Source organism: Vibrio sp. T9 (genome assembly GCF_003123985.1).
Taxonomy (GTDB): domain Bacteria; phylum Pseudomonadota; class Gammaproteobacteria; order Enterobacterales; family Vibrionaceae; genus Vibrio; species Vibrio diabolicus.
Genome location: NZ_NIGY01000008.1, coordinates 123683 through 144781 on the forward strand (window position 1 = coordinate 123683; position 21099 = coordinate 144781).

17 protein-coding genes and 1 tRNA gene are annotated in these 21099 nt (G+C 42.9%); 12 read left to right on the forward strand and 6 right to left on the reverse strand.

What is annotated here, in order from left to right; all coding sequences use genetic code 11:
- Positions 1-670: 670 nt before the first annotated feature.
- The 3 genes from CBX98_RS17330 (at position 671) to CBX98_RS17340 (ending at position 4555) form a co-directional block, all read left to right on the forward strand.
- Positions 671-1639: a cytochrome c peroxidase gene (locus CBX98_RS17330; protein WP_172605996.1), complete on the forward strand. Its 969-nt coding sequence runs from the start codon at positions 671-673 to the stop codon at positions 1637-1639.
- Positions 1632-3989 (forward strand): ATP-binding protein, encoded by a 2358-nt coding sequence (locus tag CBX98_RS17335; protein ID WP_109169868.1) that lies wholly within the window; start codon positions 1632-1634, stop codon positions 3987-3989. The genes CBX98_RS17330 and CBX98_RS17335 overlap by 8 nt, the downstream gene beginning before the upstream one ends.
- Before the next feature lie 98 nt (positions 3990-4087).
- Positions 4088-4555, forward strand: coding sequence for an OsmC family protein (locus tag CBX98_RS17340; protein ID WP_109169869.1), 468 nt, complete (start codon positions 4088-4090; stop codon positions 4553-4555).
- Between the two features lie 75 nt (positions 4556-4630).
- Here CBX98_RS17340 and gdhA read toward each other — a convergent pair whose 3' ends face one another.
- Positions 4631-5983 carry an NADP-specific glutamate dehydrogenase gene (gene gdhA, locus CBX98_RS17345; protein WP_048624940.1) on the reverse strand — a complete coding sequence of 451 codons (1353 nt, stop codon included), beginning with the start codon at positions 5981-5983 and terminating at the stop codon, positions 4631-4633.
- A 290-nt stretch (positions 5984-6273) separates the two neighbouring features.
- On the opposite strand from gdhA, the gene CBX98_RS17350 reads away from it, so the two are divergent.
- Positions 6274-7284, forward strand: coding sequence for a DUF2804 domain-containing protein (locus CBX98_RS17350; protein ID WP_109169870.1), 1011 nt, complete (start codon positions 6274-6276; stop codon positions 7282-7284).
- Positions 7285-7291: 7 nt separating this feature from the next.
- Positions 7292-8149 (forward strand): sterol desaturase family protein, encoded by an 858-nt coding sequence (locus CBX98_RS17355; protein ID WP_172605985.1) that lies wholly within the window; start codon positions 7292-7294, stop codon positions 8147-8149.
- 17 nt (positions 8150-8166) lie between these two features.
- Here the strand turns inward: CBX98_RS17355 and CBX98_RS17360 are convergent.
- A tRNA-Gly gene (locus CBX98_RS17360) sits at positions 8167-8241 on the reverse strand.
- 371 nt (positions 8242-8612) lie between these two features.
- On the opposite strand from CBX98_RS17360, the gene CBX98_RS17365 reads away from it, so the two are divergent.
- The gene (locus CBX98_RS17365) at positions 8613-9131 is read left to right on the forward strand and encodes a DUF4136 domain-containing protein (protein WP_005397138.1); all 519 of its coding nucleotides are present in this window, start codon (positions 8613-8615) and stop codon (positions 9129-9131) included.
- 575 nt (positions 9132-9706) lie between these two features.
- Positions 9707-10387, forward strand: coding sequence for a DedA family protein (locus CBX98_RS17375; RefSeq protein ID WP_053807828.1), 681 nt, complete (start codon positions 9707-9709; stop codon positions 10385-10387).
- Positions 10388-10512: 125 nt separating this feature from the next.
- Here CBX98_RS17375 and CBX98_RS17380 read toward each other — a convergent pair whose 3' ends face one another.
- The 4 genes from CBX98_RS17380 to CBX98_RS17395 all read right to left on the reverse strand — a co-directional run bounded on the left by CBX98_RS17380 (position 10513) and on the right by CBX98_RS17395 (position 15568).
- Complete coding sequence (locus tag CBX98_RS17380) at positions 10513-10836, reverse strand: hypothetical protein (RefSeq protein WP_046875977.1); 324 nt, start codon at positions 10834-10836, stop codon at positions 10513-10515.
- 86 nt (positions 10837-10922) lie between these two features.
- Positions 10923-11381, reverse strand: a complete 459-nt coding sequence (locus CBX98_RS17385) for a hypothetical protein (protein ID WP_005397143.1) — start codon at positions 11379-11381, stop codon at positions 10923-10925.
- A gap of 335 nt (positions 11382-11716) precedes the next feature.
- Positions 11717-12358 (reverse strand): murein L,D-transpeptidase catalytic domain family protein, encoded by a 642-nt coding sequence (locus CBX98_RS17390; RefSeq protein ID WP_109169872.1) that lies wholly within the window; start codon positions 12356-12358, stop codon positions 11717-11719.
- Positions 12359-13201: 843 nt separating this feature from the next.
- Positions 13202-15568 (reverse strand): EAL domain-containing protein, encoded by a 2367-nt coding sequence (locus CBX98_RS17395; protein WP_109169873.1) that lies wholly within the window; start codon positions 15566-15568, stop codon positions 13202-13204.
- Between the two features lie 472 nt (positions 15569-16040).
- Between CBX98_RS17395 and rbsD the strand changes: the two genes are divergently transcribed.
- The 5 genes from rbsD (at position 16041) to rbsK (ending at position 21068) form a co-directional block, all read left to right on the forward strand.
- Positions 16041-16460, forward strand: coding sequence for a D-ribose pyranase (gene rbsD, locus CBX98_RS17400; RefSeq protein WP_005397153.1), 420 nt, complete (start codon positions 16041-16043; stop codon positions 16458-16460).
- 23 nt (positions 16461-16483) lie between these two features.
- Positions 16484-17989, forward strand: a complete 1506-nt coding sequence (gene rbsA, locus CBX98_RS17405) for a ribose ABC transporter ATP-binding protein RbsA (protein WP_104972464.1) — start codon at positions 16484-16486, stop codon at positions 17987-17989.
- Positions 17986-18969, forward strand: a complete 984-nt coding sequence (gene rbsC, locus CBX98_RS17410) for a ribose ABC transporter permease (protein ID WP_006741011.1) — start codon at positions 17986-17988, stop codon at positions 18967-18969. The genes rbsA and rbsC overlap by 4 nt, the downstream gene beginning before the upstream one ends.
- Positions 18970-19046: 77 nt before the next feature.
- A complete protein-coding gene (gene rbsB / locus CBX98_RS17415; protein ID WP_005397160.1) occupies positions 19047-19925 on the forward strand; it encodes a ribose ABC transporter substrate-binding protein RbsB in 879 nt (292 codons plus the stop codon).
- A gap of 225 nt (positions 19926-20150) precedes the next feature.
- A complete protein-coding gene (gene rbsK, locus CBX98_RS17420; protein WP_109169874.1) occupies positions 20151-21068 on the forward strand; it encodes a ribokinase in 918 nt (305 codons plus the stop codon).
- Positions 21069-21099 lie beyond the last annotated feature (31 nt).

Genomic DNA, 21099 nt, shown 5'->3' on the forward strand with positions numbered 1-21099 from the left:
AGTTAAACAAGCGAAGTGTTTTCATTAAAAAATAGTTATAGATGTTAATTCACTGAAAGTGTACGACATGTTCTAACAGAAATTGTTGATATAGATTCAAATTATAGAGATAAAATGAAGGATTTGCTGAGCTGATATGGTAAGTGAAACGTTTGCTCTAATTACCAGATTTTCGTGTTTGCAATTAAAATGCTCAATAAAGTACCGCGCGCTCAAATTACGGTTTAATCGTGCAGCTAGCTAAGGTGTAAATCTTTTTATAAAACAGTCTATTAGTGTAACTAGTGTTTTTCTTCTGTATCTAAACTTCTTTTGTAATAGTAAACTGCGAAAAAATGATGGGTAATTATGATGTTTATTGTTCAACGCTTGGTCAAACTGGCCATTATCTGTGCCATTTTCTTTACTATCTTCGATCTCATCTCCTATGGTGAGATTACTTGGGTTCAAAGGTTGCTGGCTTCTATAAGCTAAATCTAGAATTCAATATGCACACATAACTCCACGAAGCGAGTCAATTCTTCGTTACTCGCCTTCGTCATTTGCTCCTTATCTGAGCTTTAAATAAAAGTCCCTCCACGTGCAGCTCTGGTAACCGTTTTCCATTAATGGAAAAAACCTAAAAATGCAACTAACTTCATACTAATGGCAAGTGTAAGGTATGCAGTTGATGAGGCAATTCAGCATAATCACATTAGTTGTTGTGACACTCATTTTGAGCCAAGCAACAATCGCAAGAAATGCTAAGGTGCTAGGTGATATTTCGTTAGTTCAGCCGATAGAAGGTGACCCTGTCGTAGATATTAAGCTGGCGAGAATTGGCTGGCATCTCTTTCGTGATCCTCAGCTATCTTCAAACGGTAGCATCAGTTGTGCGACGTGCCACAACTTGCAAACCAATGGCGCTGAAAATACCCCCGTCTCTACAGGAGTGAAAGGTGATGGAACTCGAAATTCCATCACAGTGTTTAATGCAGCGTTAAATTATCGTTTTTTATGGGATGGTACCGAAAACACTTTGATGGCTCAGATTGATGGGCCAATCCACAATCCAATAGAAATGGACTCAAACTGGCAAACAATAGAGCAGTACGTGAAAGGAAGCGAACGTTATCAAGCACTATTTAGTCGTGATGGTGAGCTACCGATTAATATTAACAATATTAAGTCCGCCATTGTGGAGTTTGTCGAAGGGCTCCAAACTCCAGGTGCTCCATTCGATGCCTACTTACTGGGTTACACCCATGTCCTCAGTGAGCAGCAAATTAGGGGGTGGAAAACATTTCAGTCTTCAGGTTGCGTACAGTGTCATCAGGGCAAAAATATTGGCGGAGCGATGATACAAAGGTTCGCCTATTTCAAAGATAAGCCAGTAGTAGAGGATTCGGGACGGCACCTGATTACGACGGAAAGTGAAGAACAATTCTATTTTAGAGTCGCCAGTTTACGTAATGTCGCCCTAACAAGCCCTTATTTTCATAACGGACGAGTTGACCAGTTATCCGAGGCGATACAGATTATGGCGAAAACGCAGCTCGGAATTACGATGAGCGATGAAAGTGTCGCTGATATTGAAGCGTTCTTACAGTCTTTGACAGCACCCAGACCCGTGATTTTAGAGGTGTTGGAAAATGAGTAAATTCAAACTGGTTAATCTCTGCTTTTTTATTGCCATGCTGACGTGTTGTGTATTGGCGTACATGTCACATGTGAATTCAAAAAGTGCACAAGAATTCCACGCGGAGTTGACGGATATTGGGCACAAGTTGATTGAAGAGCGCGATGTTATCGTGAATCGATATGCGGTTGAAGATAGGAAGAACTATGAACTGACGACATCTTTAGTGGATATAGAAGTCGCTGCAGAGAAATTGCTAAATTCATCAAGGGAGTCAGTTTGGTTCCTTGTTACGCCCAATCATAAAAAAGTTGAGGATACGCTCAATCTATTCAAAAACCGTGTGCTTGATACAACGCTGAAGCTCGATATGTTGATTGGCGTTCAGGTAGAGAATCAATACGCGTTATTAATGCTATTCAACTTATATCAGCAAGATATTTCTACCGATACCGGAAAGACGTTGAGTGGGCATCACTATTTTGAGTTTCTCAACCAACTGCTTTTGACACAAAACGTAGTTGAGAGTGAAAGTGAAGCCAATTTCTTAGATCGGCTTCAAGCGAGCGATAAAAGGATAGAACTACTCACGAATGAACTGCTTGATCATGGATACTTTGTTTTTATCGAGGATGCGGAGCATCGGCTACTCAATATTGCCCAAAGTGAAGCGCGTTTCACTTGGTTGTTTGTTTTTATTGCCGTGATGTTGTTAGTCAGTGCATTTTTGTATCAGTCGCAATATCGAATGTACAACTTGAAACAATTGAACCTCGAAATCGAGGAGGCTCGAAATAAAGCCGAGCGAGCAGCAAAAGCCAAATCAAGTTTTCTCGCCGCAATGAGTCACGAATTAAGAACGCCGATGAATGGTGTATTAGGCCTTTCTCAAATGATTGCAGAGGAAACCAAAGAGCCGACGACTAAAGAGTACGTGAAAGTCATTCTTGATTCTGGCCAACACTTGATGACGATTCTTAACGATATTTTGGATTTCTCTAAAGTTGAAGAAAACAAACTGGAATTTGAGCAGGCTAAGTTCAATTTAGACCAAGTCATTTCTCCTGTGTGTAGCGCAATAAAACCGCTCATCGATGAAAAAAATATCGAATTGATCGTGGAAAATGAAGTGCCTGAATACATTGAATTTACCGGAGACTGCGCACGTTTACGACAGATTTTGTTTAATCTTGCTGGCAACGCGGTGAAGTTTACCAGTGAAGGGCATGTGTTAATCAGAACGGAACTTGATAAGGTAAATCATTGCTTGGTGATGATTGTGAGTGATACTGGTATTGGTATCGCGCTAGACAAGCAAGAACATGTTTTCAACTCGTTTGAGCAAGCCGATTCTTCAACTACCCGAAAATTTGGAGGTACAGGGCTTGGTTTGGCAATAGTTAAAAAATTAACTGGCTTGATGGATGGCAAGATTACCTTGAAAAGTGTGGAGGGCGTCGGAAGTCAATTCATCGTCGAACTGCCCATTCCTTGGGTTGAATGCGAACTTCCAAAGGCACAAGAGCCCCCCAAAACGCGCAAGAAAACACACAATTTGCAGATATTGCTTGCTGAAGATAATCGAGTGAACGCCATTGTGGCGAAAGGGTTTTGCGAAAAGTTGGGACATGAGGTCGATGTTGCTGAAAACGGATTGGTGGCGGTTAAAAAGGCGAGAGATAACGAATATGATCTGATTTTGATGGACAATCACATGCCTGAGATGAATGGTGTTGAAGCGACGCGTGTGATTCGACAAGAGTTAGGTATCAAAACATTACTCTTTGCGTATACGGCAGATGTCTTTCGTGAGGCGCATGATAGCTTTATTCAAGCCGGAGCGGATCATGTGCTTACAAAACCGCTACAACAAGAGAGCTTTTCGGACGCTCTTAAACAGTTTGCGACGAGGCTCGAACCAAAAGAGAATTTACCATTAACGAATGACAACAACGTTCTCCAGTTGCAGCGCAAGCCAATAGAGAAGCTACGGCTGACAGAAGAAGAGTTATCCAGTTCAGAGATGCTCATTTCTTTGCAAGAAGCGCCGGAAGCGATAGATGAGCTACTAAAAAGTATTATTGTCGATTTTGAATCATCGGTTGATGAACTTATTGATTATTTTATGGCTGAAGATTTCGCGTCTCTAGAAGACACGTTGCATAAAACAAAAGGTGTGGCATTGAACCTTGGTTTGCCGATTTTAGCTGGACAAACGGAGGCGCTAGAAAACACGCTCAAAGCGAAGCAAACTCCTGAAATTGAGCGGTTACAGATGCTAATCAACCGATTACAAGTCAACATCCATCAGGCTAATCGACTTCTGGATGACATACAGAAAAAAAACGTCGATCCTCAACAAATTTTGTAACCTCTCTGAGTTCATACGTTCCTTACCTTGTTTCGTTATGGTTTACTATGACGTGAATGGATGTGTTGATTCGTCAATGAGAAAATTAGGGAGTTAGAATGAGTAAGCATTCCGCTTTAATCGAATGGCATCGCGAAGCTGACGAAGTATTCAGTGATAACCAGTATAGTCGGGCGCACATTTGGAAGTTTGATGGCGGGTTGCAAGTCCCTGCGTCACCATCTCCACACGTAGTGCCGTTGCCGCTATCTGTCGAAGAAAACGTTGACCCGGAGGAAGCATTTGTTGCGGCACTTTCCAGTTGTCACATGCTTGTTTTTCTCTCTATTGCGGCGAAACGACGTTACGTTGTGGATCGCTACCTAGATGAAGCAGTAGGGGAGCTGAAAAAAGGTGAAAATGGAAAAGAATGGGTGTCTAAGGTAACACTAAACCCTAAAATAACATTTGCTGGTGATGATAAACCGACACGATCTCAATTAGAAAAAATGCACCACATGGCTCATGAGAATTGTTTTATCGCCAATTCGGTTAAAACTGAAGTGACGACGCTTATTGCGGATTAAATGAAACTCTGTGTCAAAGCGAAGTATATCGCCGAATAGTGTTAAGCCAGCAGTCCGGCTGCTGGCTATTGTGAACTAAACGATGCCTTGCTCGATCATCGCATCAGCGACTCTTCTAAAGCCGGCAATGTTTGCGCCTAAAACTAAATTACCAGGCTGACCAAACTCTCGACTGGTTTCGTTTGCATTAATAAAGATGTTTTTCATGATGGCCTGCAACTGGCTATCGACTTGCTCGAAGGTCCAGTTTTGCATGCTGGCATTTTGTGCCATTTCAAGTTGACTGGTTGCAACGCCGCCTGCATTGGCTGCTTTCGCTGGCCCATAAGCCATTTCGGAATCCACGATGATATTGGCCGCATCACGAGTGGTTGGCATGTTTGCGCCTTCACTAATCAAAACACACCCATTATCGATAAGAGCAAGAGCATCGTTTGACGTTAGTTCATTTTGGGTCGCGCAAGGGAATGCGGCGTCAGCTTGATATCGCCATACAGCATGCCCTTCATTAGGATAGTCACCCAACGGCGTATACTCTGCTTCAGGGTAAGTGTCTAAATACTCTTCTAAACTTGCTCTTTTCACTTCTTTAAGTTGCTTGAGGAGCTGCAGGTCAATACCGTGCTCATGATAGATCGTGCCTCTAGAATCGCTGCATGTTACTGGGGTTGCTCCCATGTGGTATAGCTTTTCAATTGCATAGATAGCGACGTTACCTGCGCCAGAAACGAGGCAAGTTTTGCCTTTGAGTGAATCATTACGGTCATTGAGCATGCATTCCGCAAAATATACGGTTCCATATCCCGTTGCTTCTTTCCTAACAAGTGAGCCCCCCCAAAGAAGGCTCTTGCCTGTAAGTACCCCTTCGTAGCGGCCCGTCAATCGCTTATATTGACCAAACATATAACCAATTTCACGCGCACCGACGCCGATATCGCCAGCAGGAACATCGGTAACAGGACCAATGTGGCGGTATAACTCGTTCATAAATGATTGGCAAAATCGCATGATTTCACCGTCAGATTTTCCTTTAGGATCGAAATTTGAACCGCCTTTTCCGCCACCAATTGGAAGGCCAGTAAGCGCGTTTTTAAAAATCTGTTCAAAGCCGAGGAACTTTATGATGCTCGCGTTCACTGAATGATGGAACCTCAGTCCGCCTTTGTATGGACCTAACGCGGAGTTAAACTCGACGCGGTAGCCTTTGTTTACTTGCACATTCCCTGCGTCATCGACCCAAGGAACTCGAAACATGATTTGACGTTCTGGTTCTACGATTCTTTGGATAATCGCTTGTTCTTTATATTTATTATTGCTTTCTATGACTGGAGCGAGAGAAGTTAATACTTCTTCTACGGCTTGGTAAAACTCTTTTTGAGCCGGGCTACTGTGTTGCAACGCAACAATAGTATCGTGTATGTGTGACATAGATCTCTTCCTTGATATGAATAAGCAATCAGTTTATATGAATTTATTCCCATTAAATAGTGATTTTGACCAATTCTCAATGGCTATAATGGTCTTTCCTGCGGATGAGAACGCTCAATTTCCTATTGATGAGGAAGATTAAGTGAGTGACATGATTGGATGGTTGAGTGATCGGTTTCACATATAGCGAGCAGAAGCCAAATTAGTCGATATTGTTGTGCTGTCACGCAAATTGTTTTTGTTAACGTAGTGTTAACATCTGAGCGTGTTGACTCGAAAAAGATAAAAATATGCATGAGCTTAAGACTCTGGACTCGTTTATTCAGCAAAACGGTCTACCAGTGTTTGGCCATCTTGATGGGATTCCCACATCTTTACAGTTAGATAAGTTTACCTACCTTGATGAGATGGATAAGCCAGCGTCTAAGTGGCGCCGTTACTGTGATTATAAGCAGTTTCAGTTCGTTAATTTGGTCACACCTAACTACGTGATTGGGGTTGCGATTGCGGATATTAGGTATTTAGCATCTGGTTTTTGCTATCTGTTTGATATTCAAAATAATGAGTTAGTGGAGCAGCAGTGGTTAAAGCCTTTTAATATTGATTATCAAACTCAGCCTTCCAGTTGGTCTAGTCATGCCCATCTTGCTGACAAAAGTATTCAGTTTTCTATTCAGAATGGTATTTGGCACGTCCACTTTGTGACGAAATCTGTCAATGCTGATCTCTACTTACGTCCAGAAAGTATGAGTTTGCCATTAATGTTATGTACGCCAACCGGTTATGCGGGTTGGACTTATACGCAGAAACATAATGCGTTAACGGTAGATGGCAATTTATTCATATTAGGAAAGGAACAAGATCTCTCAGAAGTGGCTGCTGGTTACGACTTTTCCGCTGGGTACATGCGACGGGAGACAAGCTGGCGCTGGGCGAGTATTAATTGCTTTGAAAGCGGCAGACGATTGGGGCTGAACTTAGCTGCGGGTGTCAATGAAACGGGCTACTGTGAAAATGTATTCTGGATTAATGGTGAACGGCATTTTTTACAGTCTGTTCAGTTTCAATTTTCACGAAATGATGAAGGACAAAGATGGTATATAACGTCGGAAGACAAACGGATTGACCTAGTGTTCACGCCTTTAAACCGACGTTCAGAAAAGAAGAACTTTTGGTTTCTCAAAAGCAATTTTCGTCAATATATCGGCTATTTCTCTGGCTACATCGTTGATGGGAATGGTATCAAACATCAGTTAGAAGAAGTCATAGGTCTGACTGAAGATCACTATGCAAAATGGTAGAAACACAATGGATTGGACACAGTTGATGGAACGCCCTGAATTACTTCTGATGATTTTGGCGCCTGTTTTCTTTTTATGTATGGTTGCAGAGTACTGGTTTGGACAACGAAGGGGACGTTTGCCTGAAAGCGCGATGTATTATATTCCGGAAGTTGTATGTAATTTTGTGCTTGCGGGCTTACACCAAGCGACAGACATACTCACGGGTTTACTGATTGCTCAGTTATATTTGTGGTGGTTTGATTGGCGATTGTTTGATATCGAAATGAGCGTTTCAGCGTTTTTGCTACTTGTCGTTCTGCAAGACTTTTTCTATTACTGGTTTCATCGAGCTAGCCACCGTATTCGTTGGATGTGGGCTGCGCACGTGGTCCATCACAGCTCGGAGAGAATGAATTTCAGCACCGCGTTTCGTCAAAGCTTGATGTATCCGTTAGCGGGAATGTGGATTTTCTGGTTGCCTTTGGTGATTGTTGGCTTTGATCCTAAGTGGGTCGTCTTCGTTGTGCTGTTTAATCTGGGCTTACAGTTTTTTGTTCATACTCAATCAATTCGCTCGCTTGGACCGCTAGAGTGGGTATTTAACACGCCATCTCATCATCGTGTTCATCATGGTATAAACCGTCAGTACATCGACAAAAATTACGCGGGAGTGTTGATTATCTGGGATCGGATGTTTGGAACGTTTGAACCAGAAGTGGAAACCGTTAGGTATGGAATTTCTAAACCTGTAAACAGCTTTAATCCCATTCGTGTGACGTTTGCAGAATGGAAAGATATGTTTTATGACGTAACACGACCAAATTTAACGTGGAAACAACGTTGGCGCTGTCTATTTGCTCCGCCATCGGATTCTTTTGAGTAGATTGAGATAAAAGAGATTGGAGCGGGCAGCGGGAATCGAACCCGCATCATCAGCTTGGAAGGCTGAGGTAATAGCCATTATACGATGCCCGCGCATCGATAGGACTCAGGTAATATGCCACACTGAACGAAAAAGAAAAGTCTTTTCTCATCAATTGTTTGTCAGATGCCTAAAAAAGTAGCACCTTGGTGTTAAAGTGTCCATTGTCTCTGTTTTTCAGGAGGGTCAGCGATTCCGCTTCTAAAATCGATGGCTGCTAATTAGGGGCAAACACACTGTCTACTAGCGTTTAGGCATTGATGAGATTCAAGATTGTCAGTGTAAAGGTTAATCGCGTTTATTGAACAGTCACGTTTCATGGTCAAGACTAGATATTGAAATGATTACTTTTTACTGCTGAAGCGTATGTATAGCACTAGCGTAATTCCGCTGAAACAGTCAGCTTAACCAAAGGAGATTTAACATGTGGAAAGGTTTGATATTAGGGGCGGTGATGATGCTCGTGTCTGCTTGTACAACCGTAACGACGGATGTTGATAAGCAAGCCGATTTTTCAGCTTACAGAACGTTTGATTTCGGTGCCCAAGCAGAAGCCCCTACGAGTATTGATGGTCGACGTATTGAACAAGGATTGGCTGAACAGCTTGAAGACAAGGGCCTAATTAAAGTGAATAGTGGAGGGGACCTTTACGTTCATCATGATATCGTCGAAGAGTCCGAGCTTGTCTCTTCTGGGTCTTCGGTGAGTTTCGGTTATGGTTGGAATAGCTTTGGCGTGATCACTTCAAGCCCGGAAAGATACAAAGAACGTAAGTATGGCAAACTGGTGGTAGAGCTTGTTGATGCAAAGGCTAATCAGGTTGTGTGGAAAGGTGTTTCAAGCAGGAAACTATCTGAATCTATGAGCTCTGAGAAAAGAGAGTCTCTGATTGAAGAAGAAATTGCGAAAATGTTTGAAAACTACCCTTACGGTGAAAAATAATTAGTATTCTTAACGATTAAGAATACTAATTGCCAATCGTTACGCACAGGGTTAAAAGAACTTATTATTTTGGTTTTGGTTACCTTTGTGCGTACGACTCTGATTGCTTTACTCGGACTACTTTTCTGCTTGTTGGCTCCGAGCATGAGTATGGCGCACTCATACCCAAATTTTCTTTCATTTCATAACCAGAATATTGCTGTTGACGCTAAGTCGAAGCACTTTTCAGAACACCCTGCCTCTCCAATACAACAAGACTATCCGAGTTTAAACAGCCGGAATATATTGAGGGTTAGCCATTCTAAGGAAACGAGCTCGAACGACGATGTAGAACTCGAATGGTTTGAAACGCTTGCTGTAGTTTGGTGGACACATCGTTCGGCAATTCACTCGATGGGGCTACTAAAACGCATCGGCAATGAGGCTTTAGGTCGTTGTGTTGAAAGTATTTTTACTCATTCTAAATACAGAATCGGTGCGAGGAAAGAATCGAATCTCATATACCGCTTTATACATGCTCGCTAACACATTCCATGTTTTTACAATTTTTGGTTAGTTATGCTTAGGAGCGGTTTATGTTTGATTCGATAATTCAGGTCTTGAGTGCCTTTTGGCATCAAGATTTTACGGCGTTAATGGCGCCAGGCGGTGCAGGATTGGTTTATTTTGTTGTTGCTGCGCTTATCTTTTTGGAAAGTGGTTTTATTCCTGCTGCGCCATTCCCATGCGACAGTGTCGTCGTATTATCCGGTACGCTGGCGGCGGTTGGTGTCCTTGATCCAATAATGATCATGTTGGTGATAGCTGTTAGTGCGGGATTGGGAAGTTGGGCGGCTTACTTACAAGGCAAGTGGCTAAATCGCTTACCTAAGGTCCAAGGCTGGGTGAGCGCGGTTCCTCAAAAGCGTTTGGAACAGGTCGACGTATTACTCAGTAAACATGGATTGATCGCGCTTTTTTGTGCGCGGTTTATTCCGGTTGTTCGTTCCCTATTGCCATTAATGATGGGGTTGCGAGTGAAAGGTATTAGTAAATTCCATTACTTTGCGTGGCTGAGTGCGATTTTATGGACGCTGATATTATGCGGTTTTGGTTTATTACTTCCCTTGTTACCAGAGAATATAAGCAAAACGATCACAATGCTATTAATGGCGGCCCCAATAATTACTCTTGTGATTGGGGTGCTTAGTTTCTTGTTTGTTAAAGCACGTCGAGCGTTCTGTAAATCCAAGGATGTGTCAGAGTTTTCTCAGTAAGTTTACTTTGATTTGCACTTTTAAGCTTGTATACAGATTAGACATCTAATCGGCTGGTTTTTATCAGTAAAAAGAAAGGCGCAATGTATGCGCCTTTCTTTTTGAGTGTCGTTAGGGTTTCGAGTTTAATAGCCAATGCTATATAGGTACTCGCCAACCTCTTTACACTGAGACTTGTAGATAGTTTCTACTTCGGATTCATTCTTATCTGCTGCTTTAAATTCAAGCTCAGCAGAAGATAACTGGCTGAAACTATAGTTTCTTTCAGACATTAGGTAGTGTCTGAACATCGCTCTGTGTTCAGGAACCGCAATACGTGCATTAGAAACATTGGCACACTCTAGCAGAGTCTCATTGCTCATTTCTTCTGGCTTTGCTTCTGTGTTAGCGAAGGCAGAGCCCGTTGCAAATAGTAATGCTAGTGCGATAGTCGTAGCGAATTTTGTCATTATATGGACCTCAAATTGGTTCTAGTAACAATGAGCGTATTGGTTCTCATCGTTACATTTCCGTGTTCTCTGTATGTCATAAAAAGTTAAACAACAGGGAAGGCGTTGCGACCATGAGTAAAGACGTACATCAAATTGGCTTCTTTTCTTCCTGAGAGTCGATAGAGAGAGCGTTTACTCATCAGCCCGCCATAACCATCAAGAGGTAAGCGAGATGCTTGTTTCGCCAATTCCAATAGTGGTGGGGAAGAGAAAGCAACAAGTAAAAAATAATCAGGAGTAAAATCAGATGATAAAACACCATCAGTGGCGGATGTTCGACGGCAGGAAACCAGCGCTAACAACTCGCGCTTTATGTGCAGATAATAACCTTCTGAGCCCCAAGAACTTGGAGAGGCAAATGTATGGAATTCGCTGTGTGCTAGTTCAAAATCGTCTTGTTGCGCGAGTTTAAGTAAGCGTTCAGAGGTGTAATGTTTAGTGTGGTGATACGTATGCGCATATGAGGCAGCGATGAACCCTGAAAATAGGGACAATGAAAGCATCAATAATATACGGTGTAGATAACGCAAGAAGTAACCCTAAACATATAACGTCATAGACTATCACTATACTATGACTACGGAATCTTAGTGACACTATGATAACAATGAAAATCGGTGTCTGACCAACTCAGCGTATACTAACGAGATGGAAGAGGGATGAACAGAGTTTTCTGATGTTATTTGGGTATAAGCTAATACCTAAATAATTTTAGCGTTGAAGCAAGCGAAAACTGGATAAACAGGTAAAGAGAGTCTTGATAAAAGGAAGCTTGAGCCAATCCGATTATTTGTTGGGGAAGAAATAGAGCATTCTTCCCCACATGAGTTGCCCCCGGTTATGCGCTTGCGTAAATAACACTGCCGCCTTTTATGGTGTCAATGATCTCACGAGACAACTTCTTTGGCAGTGCAGGGCAACCCCAACTGCGCCCAAGGTAACCATTCTTCTTGATAAAAGAAGGGTTAGCATAGTCGGCACCGTGCACAACGATATAACGCTCGCGAGCTTTATCGTTCAACCCTGAGCTTAGACCATCTAATCGAAGTGAATAACCATTTGATCCGTAGTAGGTGGTGTCAGTCAAAAACGTACCCAGCGATGTTTTACGCGAGTTCACCACGTTTGAAAACTGCGTCGCTGTTTTCTTTCCACTGTTCACACCGTGAGAAACATAAGTATTGTAGATAAGCTTCTTTTTATCTAAATCAACCACATAAAAGCGTTTTTCAGTCGATGGTTTACTATAGTCGATGATGGTTAGTACTGATTTCTTTCTATCGGGTGTTTTTTTGTACGCGATGTAAGCGTCACGAAACAATTTAAAGTCTACTACGTCATCTAACTTTGCTTGTTTGAACACTTGTTCAATTTGATTCTGTGGTATGTGACTTTTGACTTCGTTATCTGCTTGTTTTGCAAAGGCAAAAGGAGAGGCAGACAGAAATGTCCATATAAATAATAAAATTAACTTTTTCATCTTGGCTAAATAAAACTCTATGGTGTTACAAATTTACCGATTGCTTCATGCATTCGTTAAAACAACATGCACATCAATATAATTCTATTCCCAATGTTTCTTATTGTACGCTTAGGTACTTAATATTGGGTTAACGATAAGTTTTCAAGTTAAAAACTAACTGTTTGAAACTCAAATAAATTATGAAGTTAATCGATTGTTTCGATAAACTTCGGCATAAATAATATCTGATATGCGTAATTAATAAAACTGTGTTTAAGGATATTTGTGAGATGGCGAATTTATAAAAACGACGTTTTATTTTTTCTAGATTAGAAATTCTTTTTATTTCAATATGTTTGTTTTTTGTACGTCTATTTAGCTTGCGTTTAGATTTGTGATTTGACTCGTAACAAATCGTAACGTCAACTCGTTATGTGTGTTAGTGCATTTTAAGTGAGTGGGTAAACAACAAGATGGATAAGAAAGGTAGAGAAATACTGAGAAGAAGGGCATTTCTTGTTCACAAGTGATAAAGCTAAGTCTAAGTGGAGCCGACAAATGAGCTTCTACACGAATCATCTAAGCCGGTGATTAGCAGTACAAAAGTAAGTTTTGTCAGCTTTTACTTATTTCCTCTTGTTTTCAATTAAATACATAAAATCTGAACTAAACTTACCAAAAAGTAATTCTATCGTTTTGATTAAATATTTAAATAACTGAGAGATTTCATCGAAAAATAATAATGCCAAAAATTAACGTACGAACTTATGTGGTTGATTATATTATTGAAACTAAGGGTAAAGTCTTGTTTCTATATTATATAAGTACAGCAGCCACATACATGGCTTCTGTACTTAATCTTTAATAAGATGTCCCTTGAACAGTAATCGAACCTACTATGGAACCATCGAAGCGGCTATCGTCATTTGCGGATTGCCACCACAAACTCAGTTGTTCCTTACTCATTGGCTTACCAAATAAATAGCCTTGCATATAGTCACAGCGGTAGGACGATAACCATTCATGCATCACATTGTGCTCAATACCTTCTGCGGTGACCGTTTTATTTTGAGCGTGGCATAGATCGATGATGGGTTTGATCACATGACCGTTGTTGGTTTTCATCAATGTAACGAGGAACTCTCGGTCAAACTTGATCTTTTGAACTGGATATTGAACAAGTTGAGTCAGCGATGTATAGCCAGAGCCAAAGTCATCAATGGCGAGACGATAGCCACGCTTCGACAGCTCATCAAGTAATGCTGTACCTTGTTGTTCTGCGGCAAAGGTTTCTGTTATCTCTAACTCAATACATTCTGGTTTCACACCGTTTCTGCTTGCTTGGTCATGAATATAATTCGCCATTTCGATGGAGTTAAGCTCTGCTGAAGAGAGGTTGATCGAAAGGACAATGTCTTTGCCAAAAATATTTCTTAATTGGTGATATTCTGCAGTTGCATTGGCGAAAACCCAGCGATCAATTTTATCAAATAAGCCCGCCTGTTCCGCGATTGGGATAAACTCTTTCGGAGGCACAGGACCAATGCCTTCCGCTTCCCAGCGCAATAATACCTCTAGTCCTTCAATCTCGTTGTCCCGATTATTCATATAGGGTTGAAAAACGAGATGGAACTCTTCTTCCACGTTGCTTTTTCTGAGCGCTCGCTCAAGCTGACTGCGTCTTTGAGACTCAACATTGAGAGCTGCTGAGTAATAAGCGTACTGGTTTTTCCCGGCTCGTTTGGCTTGATACATTGCCGCATCGGCACTGGAGAGTAATTTCGCGACGTCTGTACCGTCTTGAGGGTACTGAGCGATACCTACGCTCGCAGTCACGGGGAATGAATTGCTCCAAGATGGACTGAGATTGCTAATCGGTTTTAGCAACTCTGAGGCCAGCAAGTCGGGTAGGCGTTGTGCATCCTGATTTGAGCTCAATAAAATAGCAAATTCGTCACCAGACAATCTTGCTGCAAAACAGGGACTATCGTAGTCGTGCGAGAATTTTTGACAGACATTTTTGATGTGTGATGAAAACACCTTTAATAAGTTGTCTCCCAGTTCATGCCCGTATTTGTCATTAACGTACTTAAAGTTATCGAGATCGACATAAATGACCCACAAATGCTGCGAAGGGGAGACGAGTTCACGAGTTGCAAGTTCATGGAAACGATGGCGATTAGCGAGTTGCGTTAGGTGATCCGTTTCAGCCAGGCGTTTTGTCTTCTTATATATGACGTTGAGCTCTTCATACATATCAAAAAAGCGTGAGGATAAGCGTCCTATTTCATCGTTTGTTTCTAGCTTTTCAATGTTGCCGCGTTGATTTGTTTCCAGCTCTTGTAGCTGTTTATCGAGGCGAGAAACGGGGTGTAATACATAACGATACAAAACCAAAACAATTAAGGTGATGGTGCAAAACGCCGCCACACCAAAGGAAAGGGCCAGTTCTAGCCACACTTTATCGACTTTATTCCACATCAAATATTCAGCGGGGGAGAGTACCGCATAAAAGTGTGGCAATAGTTCAATCGTCTGAGCGAGAGGAATATCGAGATAAATAGGCTTGTCGGCAAAAGTTATCACGCTATGCGTGTCGAACTCGATTTCGTGCTTGATTTCATTGAAGGCTTCGAGCGATACCGATACCACCACGAAAAAGACATTTTGCGGATCAAAACTTAGAGGTTGTGTCCCTGTTCGTTTGTCGATGAGTTCGTATTGCAGAAGAATACTTTGCCCGCTGGAATTGTAAATAAAGCCAGTATGGTTAAACGCTTCTCTCGTACTAAAGCTTCGCGAGATGTAATCCAATACCTTAGGGTCGACTACACCTGAAGATTCGTAGTATTTATTTTCTGTGTAATAAAGAAGGTTTTGTTTCCCGTCGAGAATCGCCATGCTTGCATCGCCTGTATAGCCATGGCTTAACACATCTGCGGTTTCATCGAGTCGGTTAAATAACACGCGCTCACGATACGGATTGCTATGATTCACCAAGTAGTCTTGCAATACATCACTTTTGCTTAATGTGTATGCATAACTATTGAGGAATATGTTGGCTTGTCGGAACTGCCCAGCGAGCTTTTCCATTTGCAATTGGATATAGCTGTCTTCTCGCTTGATGAGCGTTACTTTTTGAATGCTGTAAATAATATAACTTGATACCAGCGCGCTTAATAAGATCACTGGCGCGACAAGCAAGATGACTCGATTGCTTAACTTCATTATGGCTTTTAGTTTCCGTTTGTGTCCCTACAAACGTCGCATACCATATAAGGTACTGAACGGATGATGTGTTTTGCAAATTGTAACCAGATTGTAAGGTGAGCGTTCTCCAAAATCAGACAACCATCCAAGAACTGTGATGATGTGTAAGGTTTCCATCTCATTAACTAGAGTGTTTCTCAGTAATGGGACGTATCTCTTTTTCAACTGTCTTTAAAAACCTCACTTCAAGTGTAGATAAAGCCAGCCATCGAAACGTTTCGATGGTAAAGTGTGACTCATGTACCTTTTTACTATTCGATGACCCGCTAATTACGGATCATTCTCACACCTTATCGATCTCACTCTGGTCAAATTACTACAACGAATTATTATTTCATCGAAACGTTTCGATGAGTTTTCTGTTAATAACGAAAACACTTTAAAACAGGCGCTCATGGTTGTATGAACGTGTAACCGAAAGGTCGATGAGATGAAAAAAAGTACCCTAATTAACTCAGATATTTCTTACTTGGTGGCGACGCTAGGCCACACCGATGAGATCACGATATGTGACGCTGGCCTGCCAATCCCTGAGCATGTACAGCGAATTGATTTGGCGCTAACGCATGGCGTACCAAGTTTTCTTGATACTGTTCGCGTGATTCTATCTGAGTCGCAAATCGAAGGGGTCATCATTGCGGAAGAGTTTTCTGATGTAAGCCCTGTTTTGCATCAAGCATTGCTTAACGAACTGAGCAAAGAGAGCGAAGAAACGGGTAAATCTATCGAGATCAGCTACGTGTCACATGAAGCATTTAAAGCACGCACGGCACAAAGCCGCGCTGTCGTTCGAACTGGCGAATGCTCGCCATACGCGAACGTTATCTTTCAAGCGGGCGTGGTTTTTTAAGCCAGAGATATTGAGGACAGATTATGACTCAAGCCATTCTACAACTGAGCGACATTGAGAAAGCGTTCCCGGGCGTAAAAGCACTGGACAAAGCGAGCCTGAATGTTTACCCAGGCCGTGTCATGGCGCTCATGGGAGAAAATGGAGCAGGCAAGTCAACATTGATGAAGGTGCTGACTGGCATCTATCACATGGATGCGGGTAGCATCCAATATCAAGGCCAACCTGCCGCGTTTAAAGGGCCGCGTGACTCTCAGGAAGCGGGCATCAGCATCATTCACCAAGAATTGAACTTGATCCCTGAACTAACGATTGCTGAAAACATCTATCTAGGTCGTGAATTTACCGGCACGATGGGGCGTATTCAGTGGGGCAAGATGTATGAAGAAGCAGACAAGTTGCTTCAACGCCTTAACGTAAAGCACTCATCGAAAACGTTGCTTGGTGATTTGAGCCTAGGTGAACAGCAAATGGTGGAGATCGCGAAAGCGCTTTCGTTTGAATCGAAAGTCATTATTATGGATGAGCCAACTGACGCGCTGACCGATACCGAGACGGAGTCACTATTTAAAGTGATCAACGAGCTTCGAGAGCAGGGCTGCGGCATTGTTTATATCTCACACCGTCTTAAAGAAATCTTTGAAATCTGTGACGACATTACCGTGCTTCGTGACGGTAAATTTATCGGTGAATGCAAAGTAGCAGACACTGATGAAGACGGCCTGATCGAAATGATGGTTGGTCGTAAGTTAGAAGAGCAATACCCACGTATTGATGTGCGACATGGCGAAACTTGCCTTGAAGTGATTGGCCTGACTGGCTCTGGCGTTCACGATGTGAGCTTCACGCTGAAACGCGGTGAGATATTGGGTATTTCTGGTTTGATGGGGGCAGGCCGCACCGAACTGATGAAAGTGATTTACGGCGCGTTGCCAAGTGAGCATGGTGTTATCAACCTCGATAACAAAACCATTAACCCGGTTAGCCCACAAGATGGCTTAGCAAATGGCATCGCTTATATCTCTGAAGACCGCAAAGGCGATGGCTTGGTGTTAGGTCTCTCGGTTAAGGAGAATATGTCACTTTGTTCACTCAATCAGTTGACTAAAGGCTTCCAAATCCAACATAGCGATGAAGTGATTGCCGTGGAAGATTTTATCAAGCTATTTAATATCAAAACCCCTACGCGCGACCAAATCATTGGTAACTTATCCGGCGGTAACCAGCAAAAAGTGGCGATCGCGAAAGGGTTAATGACCAAACCTAAAGTTCTGATTCTCGATGAGCCAACACGTGGCGTCGATGTCGGTGCGAAAAAAGAAATTTATCAACTCATCAACAAGTTCAAAGCCGAAGGCATGAGCATCATCTTGGTGTCTTCCGAGATGCCAGAAGTGCTCGGTATGAGTGACCGCATTCTGGTTATGCATGAAGGTCGTATTACTGGCGAATTCGATGCGAAAGACGCCGATCAAGAAAAATTACTCGCCTGTGCCGTAGGCAAAAAGATCAATGAGGAAGCAGCATGAGTACTAATACCATGAGCAAACCAACCGAAGCTAGCAACAAGAAGTTGTTCACAAAAGAGTGGTTGATTGAGCAAAAATCACTGATAGCACTGATTTTTTTGATTGTTGTTGTTTCATTTTTGAACCCGAACTTCTTTACGGTCGACAACATTCTCAACATTCTTCGTCAAACCTCAGTGAATGCCATTATCGCGGTAGGTATGACACTGGTTATTTTAACCGCAGGCATCGACTTGAGTGTTGGTTCCGTACTGGCGTTATGCGGTGCCTTTGCGGCAAGCATGATTGCGCTTGAAGTCCCGGTGCTGGTGGCGGTTCCGACTGCTTTAGTCGCAGGTGCAGCGTTAGGTGCAATTAGCGGCATCATCATTGCGAAGGGCAAAGTACAGGCTTTTATCGCTACGCTGGTTACCATGACGTTACTACGCGGTGTGACTATGGTGTACACCGAAGGTCGTCCAATCTCGACAGGTTTTACTGACACAGCTGATGCGTTTGCATGGTTTGGTACCGGCTACGCGCTAGGTATTCCAGTACCTGTTTGGTTAATGGTGGTCGTGTTCGCAGCGGCTTGGTACTTACTTAACCACACTCGCTTTGGTCGCTATGTTTACGCACTAGGTGGCAACGAATCAGCGACTCGTCTATCTGGTATCAATGTAGACCGAGTGAAGATTGGTGTATACGCAATCTGCGGTATGCTGGCAGCGCTTGCAGGTATTATCGTAACTTCTCGTCTATCTTCCGCTCAGCCAACTGCAGGTATGGGTTACGAGTTAGATGCGATTGCTGCGGTTGTACTTGGCGGTACCAGCTTGATGGGCGGTAAAGGCCGTATCATGGGTACGCTAATTGGTGCGCTAATTATCGGTTTCTTAAACAACGCTCTTAACCTACTAGACGTTTCCTCATACTACCAAATGATTGCCAAAGCAGTGGTTATCTTGCTCGCAGTACTGGTAGACAACAAAAACAAATAATCCATAACCATTAAATCCTGAATACAAACCGAGCCAGTGGGCGTGTGCTGGCTCACCCTACACAAAGGACTAGAACGATGAAAAAACTTGCAACTCTTATCTCTGCTGCACTTCTTTCTTCCACTGTATCAGTAGCGGCACAAGCCCAAGATACGATGGCGATTGTGGTTTCGACGCTAAACAACCCGTTCTTCGTAACGATGAAAGACGGTGCGGAAGCTAAAGCGAAAGAATTGGGGTACGACTTAATTGTACTGGACTCGCAAAATGACCCGAGCAAAGAACTGTCGAACATCGAGGATTTAAGTATTCGCGGCGTAAAAGCTATTCTTATCAACCCAACGGATTCTGATGCTGTGTCTAATGCGATTCGTATGGCGAACCGTTCTAAGATCCCTGTATTGACACTAGACCGTGGCGCAAGCCGTGGTGAAGTCGTGAGTCACATCGCGTCCGACAACGTGATCGGTGGTGAAATGGCAGGCCACTACATCATGGAAAAAGTTGGCGAAAAAGCAAAAGTAATTCAGCTTGAAGGTATTGCGGGCACATCGGCGGCGCGCGAGCGTGGTGAAGGTTTCATGAATGCCGTGAAGGGGAGCGATATGGATCTTCTTGCCAGCCAGCCAGCAGACTTTGACCGTACTAAAGGCCTAAACGTGATGGAAAACCTACTCGCGGCTAACCCTGATGTACAAGCGGTGTTCGCACAGAATGATGAAATGGCGCTAGGTGCACTTCGCGCCGTTCAAGCTTCTGGCAAAGACGTCGTTATCGTTGGTTTTGATGGCACGGAAGACGGCATTGCCGCAGTTAACCGTGGCAAGCTAGCAGCAACCATCGCACAGCAACCAGATCTTATCGGTGCTTTAGGTGTTGAAACGGCTGACAAAGTCTTGAAAGGTGAAAAAGTAGAAGAATACATTCCGGTACCACTAAAAGTAGTGACTAAATAAGTCTGACGTTCAATAAAACGTCCTAATTTTTGCTCTCTCCTCCGTTTATATCTGTCGTTTAGGAGGAGAGGGCAAACATACCCAAGAGACTTAAAAATGCAGGGTATAGATGCCTTTGACTTTTTATCGTGACTCCTTCGTTAGGAAGAGAAGTTAAAGTCATCTAATGTATTTTCCAAAATAGTTTTTCAAAAAAAGGGTTCATTCAGAACCGAGGATAACCGTATGAATAAGTTAGTGGTGTTAGGTAGTGTAAACGCTGACCATGTTCTTCAAGTGCCTTCTTTCCCTCGCCCTGGCGAAACGCTACATGGTCGCAACTATCAAGTTATCCCAGGTGGCAAAGGTGCCAACCAAGCTGTTGCTGCAGCTCGACTCAAGGCTGATATTGGCTTTATTGCTTGTGTAGGCGATGACTCGTTCGGCATCAATATTCGTGAAAACTTCAATATGGACGGCATCGACATCACAGGTGTGAAGATGCAACCAAACTGCCCAACTGGTATTGCGATGATTCAAGTGTCGGATAGTGGTGAAAACAGCATTTGTATTTCAGCAGAAGCGAATGCCAAATTGACAGCAGAAGCGATTGAGCCAGATTTAGATCGCATTCGCCAAGCGGATTACCTGCTGATGCAATTGGAAACGCCGATGTGCGGCATTGAGAAAGCCGCGCGAGTGGCGAAAGATGCAAAAACTAACGTCATTTTAAACCCTGCCCCTGCTCGTGAACTGTCAGACGAACTGCTTGCTTGTATTGATGTTATTACACCAAATGAAACCGAAGCTGAAGTGTTGACGGGGGTAACGGTAACGGATAATGACAGCGCGCAAGAAGCGGCGAATGTGCTTCATAGCAAAGGTATCGAAATTGTCATGATCACTCTCGGTGCGAAGGGTGTTTGGTTAAGTCAAAATGGTAGAGGTGAGCTCATCCCGGGGTTCCGTGTTGACGCGACTGATACCACCGCAGCAGGGGATACGTTTAATGGGGCATTCGTCACTGGCCTGTTAGAGGATTTACCTTTAGAATCAGCAGTTAAGTTTGCACATGCGGCGGCTGCAATTTCTGTGACCCGCTTTGGCGCGCAGACGTCGATCCCAACTCGCGAAGAGGTGGACGCGTTTCTCGCTGCACAATAGGGCTTAAACGCTTCATCAATTAGGAGTAATA

Coding starts and splice junctions, on each gene's coding strand:
- CBX98_RS17330 (WP_172605996.1), top strand. CDS start 671: ATGAGGCAATTCAGCATAATCACATTAGTTGTTGTGACACTCATTTTG.
- CBX98_RS17335 (WP_109169868.1), top strand. CDS start 1,632: ATGAGTAAATTCAAACTGGTTAATCTCTGCTTTTTTATTGCCATGCTG.
- CBX98_RS17340 (WP_109169869.1), top strand. CDS start 4,088: ATGAGTAAGCATTCCGCTTTAATCGAATGGCATCGCGAAGCTGACGAA.
- gdhA (WP_048624940.1), bottom strand. CDS start 5,983: ATGTCACACATACACGATACTATTGTTGCGTTGCAACACAGTAGCCCG.
- CBX98_RS17350 (WP_109169870.1), top strand. CDS start 6,274: ATGCATGAGCTTAAGACTCTGGACTCGTTTATTCAGCAAAACGGTCTA.
- CBX98_RS17355 (WP_172605985.1), top strand. CDS start 7,292: ATGGATTGGACACAGTTGATGGAACGCCCTGAATTACTTCTGATGATT.
- CBX98_RS17365 (WP_005397138.1), top strand. CDS start 8,613: ATGTGGAAAGGTTTGATATTAGGGGCGGTGATGATGCTCGTGTCTGCT.
- CBX98_RS17375 (WP_053807828.1), top strand. CDS start 9,707: ATGTTTGATTCGATAATTCAGGTCTTGAGTGCCTTTTGGCATCAAGAT.
- CBX98_RS17380 (WP_046875977.1), bottom strand. CDS start 10,836: ATGACAAAATTCGCTACGACTATCGCACTAGCATTACTATTTGCAACG.
- CBX98_RS17385 (WP_005397143.1), bottom strand. CDS start 11,381: ATGCTTTCATTGTCCCTATTTTCAGGGTTCATCGCTGCCTCATATGCG.
- CBX98_RS17390 (WP_109169872.1), bottom strand. CDS start 12,358: ATGAAAAAGTTAATTTTATTATTTATATGGACATTTCTGTCTGCCTCT.
- CBX98_RS17395 (WP_109169873.1), bottom strand. CDS start 15,568: ATGAAGTTAAGCAATCGAGTCATCTTGCTTGTCGCGCCAGTGATCTTA.
- rbsD (WP_005397153.1), top strand. CDS start 16,041: ATGAAAAAAAGTACCCTAATTAACTCAGATATTTCTTACTTGGTGGCG.
- rbsA (WP_104972464.1), top strand. CDS start 16,484: ATGACTCAAGCCATTCTACAACTGAGCGACATTGAGAAAGCGTTCCCG.
- rbsC (WP_006741011.1), top strand. CDS start 17,986: ATGAGTACTAATACCATGAGCAAACCAACCGAAGCTAGCAACAAGAAG.
- rbsB (WP_005397160.1), top strand. CDS start 19,047: ATGAAAAAACTTGCAACTCTTATCTCTGCTGCACTTCTTTCTTCCACT.
- rbsK (WP_109169874.1), top strand. CDS start 20,151: ATGAATAAGTTAGTGGTGTTAGGTAGTGTAAACGCTGACCATGTTCTT.